The following is a 7,991-nucleotide window of genomic DNA, read 5'->3' as shown; positions in this document are numbered from 1 at the left end:
AAGAAATGATTAAAATTTCTGAGGCCTCATTGAAATTAATGCCCGAAAAAAAACTACCCGATTTGACTATTTATAATTTTAATGGCGAAAGGGTGTCTTTTGAACAAATCATTAATCAACCAACTGTTCTATACTTCTGGTCCATAAACTCCATTAATCACTTAAGGAATATACATTCCAAAGTAGACGAGTTGAAAGTTAAGTATCCCGAATTTGATTTTATTGCCATTAATACCGATGCCGACAAAGACACCTGGAAACAAATCATCAACAGACATGGATACAACAAAAACCATGAGTTTCGTTTTCATGAACCAACAAAAGCAATGGAGCATCTAATCATTAACACTGTCAATAAAGCAATGATAGTAGATGAAAATGCCAAAATCATTGACAATCATACTAATTTGTTCAGCGCAGGGTTCGAATCAGAATTACTTGGAATTTTAAACCAATAAAAAACTCCCTGAATCGGGAGTTTTATATTTTCTATAATCAATTTCCTTAATTTCCTTTCTTGTAATCAGCCAAAAATTGTTCCAGACCTATATCTGTTAAAGGATGTTTTAACAATCCTAAGATTGAAGACAACGGCCCGGTCATCACATCGGCTCCTAGTTTGGCACAGTCAATCACGTGCATGGTATGTCTGACCGAAGCTGCCAGTATCTCGGTTTCAAACCCATAATTGTCATAAATCAATCTGATTTCGGCAATGAGGTTTAAACCGTCTGTTGAAATATCGTCCAACCTTCCGATAAATGGAGAAACATAAGTGGCTCCCGCTTTGGCGGCAAGCAATGCCTGTCCCGGAGAGAACACCAGCGTGCAATTGGTTTTTATGCCCTGGTCTGTAAAGTATTTGATGGCTTTGATACCGTCTTTAATCATTGGTATTTTCACCACAATCTGTGGATGTAAACTTGCCAACTCCTCACCTTCCCTTACCATTCCTTCAAAGTCGGTGGCAATGACTTCAGCAGAAACATCGCCTTCAACAATGTTGCAAATGTCCACATAATGCTTTAAAATATTGTCTTTTCCGGTGATGCCCTCTTTGGCCATTAAAGAAGGATTGGTGGTTACCCCGTCTAGTATTCCCAGATCCTGGGCCTCCTTGATTTGATTTAAATTGGCAGTGTCTATAAAAAACTTCATGGTATGTGTGTAAATTTGTTTTAAGGCGTAAAAATAAAATAAGTATTTGACAAGCGAGTGACAATGAAGAAATAATTATACAAAAATTAATGTTGATAACTACTTCAATTTGTAATGCTTCATCAGCAATTTCTCATACTGTTTTCCCGGAAGGTTATTTTTCAGCACTACCGAAAACTTCTGCATAAAATCACCCACTTTGTACCTCACTTTAGGCTTTTTGGTTTCAATGATGCTGTGTATGGCTTTGGCCATTTCAAGCGGGTCTTTACCGGCATCGACGTGTGTATTCATCAGGTTGAGGGTGTCGGCATAAGCCTTTTTATATGGAGAATCTTCCAGCAATGGGGCATGATAACGCCCTGCTGCAATGTTGGTGGCAAAATCGCCGGGTGCCACATTGGTGATTTCAATGCCAAACTGCTTGGTTTCCATGCGCAGTGCTTCAGTAGTGATTTCCAAAGCCGATTTACTGGCGGAATAAAACCCGCGATACGGCAAGCCCATATAGGCCGCAATTGAAGTGACGTTGATGATGAGTCCGCTCTTTTGTTTTCGCATTTGGGGTAAAACCGTTTTAATGACCCTTACCGGTCCAAAAAAATTGGTTTCAAAAACCCCTTTGATTTCCTCATCAGGAATTTCTTCTATGGGGCCTGTAATGCCCATTCCGGCATTATTGATTAAAACATCGATTCTTCCGGCTGTAGAAAGCACTTTTTCAGTAAATTGCGTTACAGAAGCTTCATCCCTGACATCCAGTTGAAACAATTGAAATTGAGAGTTGGGATATTTTTCCGGATTTCGGCTGGAACCAATGACGGTATAGCCCTTTTCAGTTAAATACTCGCCGATGGATTTACCAATGCCCGAAGAAGCTCCGGTTATACACACCATTTTAGACATATCACTTGTGTTTCTGCAAATATCAGATAAATTTTAGATATGGGGTTAAGCGGATTGAAGAATGATGAAATCTGTTATGTATAAAAGCTGAATGGAAAATGATTTTTTAACTTTGATGGGATTCCCACCTTCGCGGGAATGAGGCTTACTCTTGCTCGGTAGGGATTCCCGCCTTCGCGGGAATAAAAAAATGGCAAGCTACCTACATCACACCGCTACGACCATTTACCTTTGCTGCGTTCCCGCCCTGGAGGATTCAACAGGAGCTGGTTGTGTAGGACTTGCCGCTGCAAAGATACTATCTTTTTAAGCTTTCGCAAGAATTTTTTTGTAAATTAAAACTTAAAAGTTTTCAGGCAAATACTACCTTTGTTAGATGTTTAATCACAATAGGCTAAACCCCATAAAATGAAAATTCACATATCTGGCATCTTCTTATTCACTGTTTTTTTAATCTCTTGCGGTGGAAAACAAACCGAAGAAAACACGTTTAAAATCATTGTCAAGGAGCAAAAACCATCCTATACCCCCAATGACATACTCACCGTTTCGCTTGAAAACACCAAACAAAAGCTAGCAGACTCCGCGGTCTATTATATTGACCAAAACAGGATGGGTAAAGCTGGGGCTGATGAAGTTTTCACGGTTGCTCTCGAAAATCAAAAACTCGGCAACCGGATTTTACATGCCAAAATTTACATGGGCAGAAAAACTGAAACCCCTTCTAAAGATGTTTTAATACTTGCTTCAGATCGACCTATTCTCTACACTTACAAAATTGTAAACGAATTTCCACATGATGTGGATGCCTATACCCAAGGCCTGGAATTTTATGGTGACTACCTTTATGAAAGTACAGGGCAATACGGAAAGTCCAGTCTCAGAAAAATCAATTACAAAACCGGTGAAGTGGTTAAACAAGTGGATTTGGACCGTAATTATTTTGGTGAAGGCATAACCATTTTAAACAATAAAATTTACCAGTTGACTTGGCGCGAAAACGTTGGATTTATCTACAACCTTGAAACCCTCGAAAAAACCGGAAGCTTTGTCTATTCCAAAAGTGAGGAAGGCTGGGGTTTGTGTAATGATGGCGAAACCATCTACAAAAGCGACGGCACAGAAAAAATATGGACACTCAATCCAGATAACCTTACTGAAGAAAGTTATATCGAAATTTACACCAATACCAGCCGAATTAGAAGTGTCAACGAACTGGAGTGGGTGGAAGGAAAAATTTATGCCAATATTTTTCAGCAAAATGCCATCGCCATCATCAACCCCAAAAATGGTGCTGTAGAAGGTGTTATTGACCTGAGTGACTTGTATAAAAATTTAAAAAACCACCAATCACTTAACCCAACAGACAATGTTCTAAACGGCATCGCCTATAACGCTGATGAAAAACGACTGTTTGTCACCGGTAAAAATTGGAACAGATTGTTTGAAATTGAAATTTTTGAAAAAACAATAAAATAAGCGGTTGTTGGTTAATAGTAATTAGTTAATGGTTATTTTTGAAATGAAAACCTAAAGAAATTAATGAGACATTTATATACATTGGGCATACTGGTTTTGGTTGTACTTATCAGCTCCTGCCGAAACGATTTTGAATCGCTGCCCAGCACCGGAAATCTTGAATTTTCAAAAGACACCGTCTATCTGGACACTGTTTTTACAAACATTGGCTCCAGCACTTACACCCTCAAAGTTTATAACCGTAGCAAAGAAAATATCTCCATACCTTCCGTGAGATTAGGACAGGGGGAAAACTCCAGATACCGCCTGAATGTCAACGGTCGCGCCGGGAAAACCTTTACCAATGTAGAGATATTAGCCAAAGACAGCATTTTTGTTTTTATCGAAACAACTATTGATATCAACTCCTTCCCGGGAAATTTACAGTTTTTATATACCGACGCTATTGAATTTGACTCAGGAAGCAATCATCAAAAAGTTGAACTGGTTACTCTGGTTCAGGATGCGGTATTCTTATTTCCCGAGCGTTTTGAAGACGGCACCATTGAAACTCTTCTGCTCGGTGTGGATGAAGATGATAACGAAATAAGAATTGAAGGCTTTTTCTTAGACGATGACCATTTGACGTTTACCAATGAAAAACCTTATGTAATCTACGGTTATGCAGCAGTTCCCTCAAACAAAACACTAACCGTTGAAGCCGGCGCCAGGGTTCATTTTCATGAAGGTAGCGGAATTATAGTCGCCAATCAGGGTACAATTAAATCAAACGGTGCTTTGAGTAATGACCCCGAATTATTGGAAAATGAAATCATTTTTCAGGGAGACAGATTAGAGCCGGCATTTAAAGACATACCCGGGCAATGGGGAACCATTTGGTTAACCGCCGGAAGCACAGCTCACGAATTCAACCACACCACCATCAAAAATGGAGTTGTGGGTATTTTAATGGACAGCAATGACGGTTCAAACAATCCCACGCTTACGCTTAAAAACACCCAAATTTACAACAGCTCCAATGTGGGCTTACTGGCGCGCACCGGTCATGTGGATGGCGAAAACGTTGTGATTTCAAATAGCGGACAAGCTTCGTTATTTATTTCATTAGGTGGAAAATACAATTTCAGGCATTCTACTTTTGCCAATTACTGGAACCGAAGTTTTAGAAACTTCCCGGCTGTGGTGATTGACAATTCGCTTCAGGTGAGTGCTACAGAAACTTTGGTTTCAGACCTAATAGAAGCCAATTTTAGCAACTGCATCGTTTACGGAAGTGAAACAAGAGAATTTTTCTTAAACAAAGTGGACGGTGCGGCTTTTAATTTTGAGTTTAAAAATTCGCTATTGAAGTTTGAAGACCCGCAAGGACAGTTTACTGACAACCCACTTTTTGATTTTTCAAATTCAAACTTGTATCCCAATTCTGTTTTTAACCAGAATCCGGAATTTTTAGAGCCACTTAAAAACAAATTAAACATCAGCAACGAGTCTGCCGCAAACGGTATTGGCGACCCTGCCACAACACAACTGGTTCCTGTTGATTTATTGGGAACCCCAAGAGGCACGCCCTCTGATGCGGGTGCTTATGAAAGTGTGGTTTTTCCTGAAGATTAGTTTAGTGCACTTTTGGGAGCTTAAGAATTTCACGCTCTTTTAAGTACATCTTGAGTGCAACCATTGCAGCAAGTTTGGCCTCTGTCTCATTTTGTTCTTTAAGCTTTTCAGCGGAATAGTATTTTTTCACAAAATGGGTATTAAAATCACCACTTCTAAACGCCTTGTGCTCCATCACAAATTTTCCGAAAGGGAGCGTTGTTGAAACACCTTCCACCTCATAAGTTGCAATGGCTTTAATCATCAACTGAATGGCTTCTTCACGAGTTTTACCGTAAGTGATGAGTTTGCTCAACATCGGGTCATAATAAATGGGCACTTCCATTCCCTCAACAAAACCATCGTCCACACGAATGCCTTTGCCTTTAGGCGGGCGATAACGCGTTAAAGTACCCACACTGGGTATAAAGTCCTCAAGCGGATTTTCAGCATACACCCGAAGCTCCATAGCGTGACCGTTTATTTTTAAATCTTCCTGACTAAAGCGAAGTTCTTCACCACGGGCAATTTTGATTTGCTCTTCCACCAGATCGAGTCCGGTGATGAGCTCTGTAACGGGGTGTTCCACCTGAAGGCGGGTGTTCATTTCGAGAAAATAGAAATTCAATTTTTCATCAAGCAGAAATTCCACTGTTCCTGCCCCTAGATAATTGCAGGCTTTGGCTACCTGAACAGCGGCAGCACCCATCCTTTTTCTGATATCAGGAGTAAGAACTGCCGATGGTGCTTCCTCAACCACTTTCTGGTGGCGGCGCTGAATGCTGCATTCGCGTTCAAAAAGATGCACCACATTGCCGTGAACATCGGCCAGCACCTGAATCTCAATATGTCGGGGTGAAGAAACATATTTTTCAATAAACACCGAACCATCACCAAAAGCCGACTCTGCTTCACTTATAGCGCGATTCATTTGTTCTTCCAGTTCGCTTTCCTTTTCAACGATGCGCATGCCTTTGCCCCCACCTCCTGCAGAAGCCTTTATCAAAACAGGATAACCGATTTCATTGGCAATACTTTTTGCCTTGACAGTGTCTGTTATAGCTTCATCGATACCCGGCACCATGGGGATGTCATAGCCTTTTACGGCTTCTTTTGCAGCAAGTTTACTCCCCATTATGCGAATGGCGTGCGGTCGTGGTCCAATAAAGATTATTCCTCTTTTTTCAACTGCTTCCGCGAAAGCGGCATTTTCACTTAAAAATCCGTATCCGGGATGGATGCCGTCCACGTGAAGTTCTTTGGCAAGTTTAATGATGTGGTCGCCTCGCAAATATGATTTGTTTGATGGGGGTTCTCCTATACAAACAGCCTCATCGGCAAACTGAACATGAGGTGCGTTTCTGTCTGCTTCAGAAAAAACGGCCACGGTTTTGATGCCCATTCTTCTGGCGGTTTTCATTACGCGTAAAGCGATTTCTCCTCTATTTGCTACTAATATTTTTTTCATATCCACATACCCGCGAAGGCGGGTATCCCATTATTAATATTCCTCAATTAATTCAAATTTGTCATTTCAAATCTCAAATCTCGGGTCTTAAGTCTAACATCTATCATTTACTCCATCTCAATCAACAATTGCCCTTTATCAACCGTGTCTCCTTTTTTAATAGAAACTGCCTTAACCACCCCATCACGTGGCGCAGTAAGTGCGTTTTCCATTTTCATAGCTTCCAAAACCAACAGGTAATCGCCTTCATTAACAACATCTCCGGGTTTTACGGAAACATCGAGAATCAACCCGGGCATAGGTGCTTTAATATCGTTTACGGCAGTAATAGCTCCTCTGGCCAATCCCATAGCGTCGATGAGCGCATCCAGTGGTGTGCCTATCTCAACATGATAGTGGTTTGCATTGACAGAAACTGTGTATTTTTTATTGATAAAATCAGTTGAAATGATTTTGATATCAACTGATTTGTTTTCGTGAATGAGATGAATAGAGTTTTCAGATTTTTGCTGAACATCCAGTTGCTCAAGATTCTTTTCGCTTAAAGAAAAGTCAAACTGATTATTTACTTTAAGACTGTATTGGTATTCCATAGTCAAAAATATTGGGTATAAATATAGGTAATCTTCCTGCAAATAAGAAACAGATGAAGTAGCACAAATTGTAAGTTCAGTTGAAAAAAACCAGAAAAAAATTAACGCGCCTCGTATATAGTAAGATACAAATGAGAAGCCATCTTTCGGGCGTTGTGCTTGGCACGGTTGGCATTTTCACCTTCAAAAAGCGAGTCTATGGTTTCAAACCAAAGGTTGATCCAAAACCCAAAATGTTCCATCTGCATGGATTTGTGGTACTTATGGTCAAGTTTGACATGGGCTACTGCCGGGTTGCCTTTGAATTTGGCTTTAAAGAAGAGGCTGCTTTCCCAGAAATCGGTAAGTTTTTCCAGGTGTTCGTCCCAATCGGTAATTGTATCATTAAAAAAATAGCCAATCTCCTCACTTTCCCTCACTTTTGAATAGAATGTAGTGACCAGCAGTTTGATATCGTCTCTGTTTTTTATGTCGTTCATCGTTTACTCGAAATAATCAAAATAAACCGGAACATAGCTTTCAAGAGTTAGAAATGCCTCTTCGGCGGTTTCGGCATCTTTGCTCAGGTTGGAGAAATAGTCTTTCATTGGATACAGATAATTGTGCAATTGATCGTGAGATTCCCCTTTCATAGTACACTTTTCAAATATCATTTTAAACTCAGTCTCCAATTGAGTGCGCAACTGATTGTAATCATCCAGTCCTAAATTCCTGAATGCCTGTAAATGCTCCTGCATTGCCAAAACACCTTCGGTAGTTTCAATATTGGCCTGCCACTTCAAGCCGTTGTTGAG

At 40.3% G+C, this 7,991-nt stretch carries 8 protein-coding genes, 1 other RNA gene and 1 pseudogene; 3 read left to right on the top strand and 7 right to left on the bottom strand.

Annotated elements, in window-relative coordinates:
* The coding region (locus AC6F75_RS09555; RefSeq protein WP_500714781.1) for a thioredoxin-like domain-containing protein at nt 1–458 on the top strand (458 nt) is incomplete at its 5' end.
* A 46-nt stretch (nt 459–504) separates the two neighbouring features.
* Here AC6F75_RS09555 and fsa read toward each other — a convergent pair.
* The 3 genes from fsa to ffs all read right to left on the bottom strand — a co-directional run bounded on the left by fsa (nt 505) and on the right by ffs (nt 2,351).
* On the bottom strand, nt 505–1,158 hold the full coding sequence (gene fsa / locus AC6F75_RS09550) for a fructose-6-phosphate aldolase (RefSeq protein WP_500714780.1): 654 nt from the start codon (nt 1,156–1,158) through the stop codon (nt 505–507).
* 99 nt (nt 1,159–1,257) lie between these two features.
* The gene (locus AC6F75_RS09545) at nt 1,258–2,064 is read right to left on the bottom strand and encodes an SDR family NAD(P)-dependent oxidoreductase (protein ID WP_500714778.1); all 807 of its coding nucleotides are present in this window, start codon (nt 2,062–2,064) and stop codon (nt 1,258–1,260) included.
* A 188-nt stretch (nt 2,065–2,252) separates the two neighbouring features.
* Nucleotides 2,253–2,351, bottom strand: an RNA gene (gene ffs, locus AC6F75_RS09540) — signal recognition particle sRNA small type.
* 121 nt (nt 2,352–2,472) lie between these two features.
* Between ffs and AC6F75_RS09535 the strand changes: the two genes are divergently transcribed.
* Both AC6F75_RS09535 and AC6F75_RS09530 read left to right on the top strand, forming a co-directional pair.
* Nucleotides 2,473–3,543, top strand: coding sequence for a glutaminyl-peptide cyclotransferase (locus AC6F75_RS09535; protein ID WP_500714776.1), 1,071 nt, complete (start codon nt 2,473–2,475; stop codon nt 3,541–3,543).
* A 63-nt stretch (nt 3,544–3,606) separates the two neighbouring features.
* The gene (locus AC6F75_RS09530) at nt 3,607–5,157 is read left to right on the top strand and encodes a hypothetical protein (protein WP_500714775.1); all 1,551 of its coding nucleotides are present in this window, start codon (nt 3,607–3,609) and stop codon (nt 5,155–5,157) included.
* A gap of 1 nt (nt 5,158) precedes the next feature.
* Here AC6F75_RS09530 and accC read toward each other — a convergent pair whose 3' ends face one another.
* The 4 genes and pseudogenes from accC to AC6F75_RS09510 all read right to left on the bottom strand — a co-directional run.
* A complete protein-coding gene (gene accC / locus AC6F75_RS09525) occupies nt 5,159–6,604 on the bottom strand; it encodes an acetyl-CoA carboxylase biotin carboxylase subunit (RefSeq protein ID WP_500714773.1) in 1,446 nt (481 codons plus the stop codon).
* A gap of 107 nt (nt 6,605–6,711) precedes the next feature.
* Complete coding sequence (locus AC6F75_RS09520; RefSeq protein WP_500714772.1) at nt 6,712–7,197, bottom strand: biotin/lipoyl-containing protein; 486 nt, start codon at nt 7,195–7,197, stop codon at nt 6,712–6,714.
* Between the two features lie 101 nt (nt 7,198–7,298).
* On the bottom strand, nt 7,299–7,676 hold the full coding sequence (locus AC6F75_RS09515; protein WP_500714770.1) for a group III truncated hemoglobin: 378 nt from the start codon (nt 7,674–7,676) through the stop codon (nt 7,299–7,301).
* Nucleotides 7,677–7,679: 3 nt separating this feature from the next.
* Nucleotides 7,680–7,991 (bottom strand): annotated as a pseudogene (locus AC6F75_RS09510) (hypothetical protein); the annotation flags it as partial.

The organism is Planktosalinus sp., from assembly GCF_059864935.1.
The sequence above is the reverse complement of the archived record's forward strand: the minus strand, read 5'-3'. Positions and strand labels throughout refer to the sequence as shown.

Excerpts from the sequence above, each read along its gene's own strand:
- accC (WP_500714773.1), bottom strand. The coding sequence starts at position 6,604 with ATGAAAAAAATATTAGTAGCAAATAGAGGAGAAATCGCTTTACGCGTA.
- AC6F75_RS09545 (WP_500714778.1), bottom strand. The coding sequence starts at position 2,064 with ATGTCTAAAATGGTGTGTATAACCGGAGCTTCTTCGGGCATTGGTAAA.
- AC6F75_RS09530 (WP_500714775.1), top strand. The coding sequence starts at position 3,607 with ATGAGACATTTATATACATTGGGCATACTGGTTTTGGTTGTACTTATC.
- AC6F75_RS09520 (WP_500714772.1), bottom strand. The coding sequence starts at position 7,197 with ATGGAATACCAATACAGTCTTAAAGTAAATAATCAGTTTGACTTTTCT.
- fsa (WP_500714780.1), bottom strand. The coding sequence starts at position 1,158 with ATGAAGTTTTTTATAGACACTGCCAATTTAAATCAAATCAAGGAGGCC.
- AC6F75_RS09515 (WP_500714770.1), bottom strand. The coding sequence starts at position 7,676 with ATGAACGACATAAAAAACAGAGACGATATCAAACTGCTGGTCACTACA.
- AC6F75_RS09535 (WP_500714776.1), top strand. The coding sequence starts at position 2,473 with ATGAAAATTCACATATCTGGCATCTTCTTATTCACTGTTTTTTTAATC.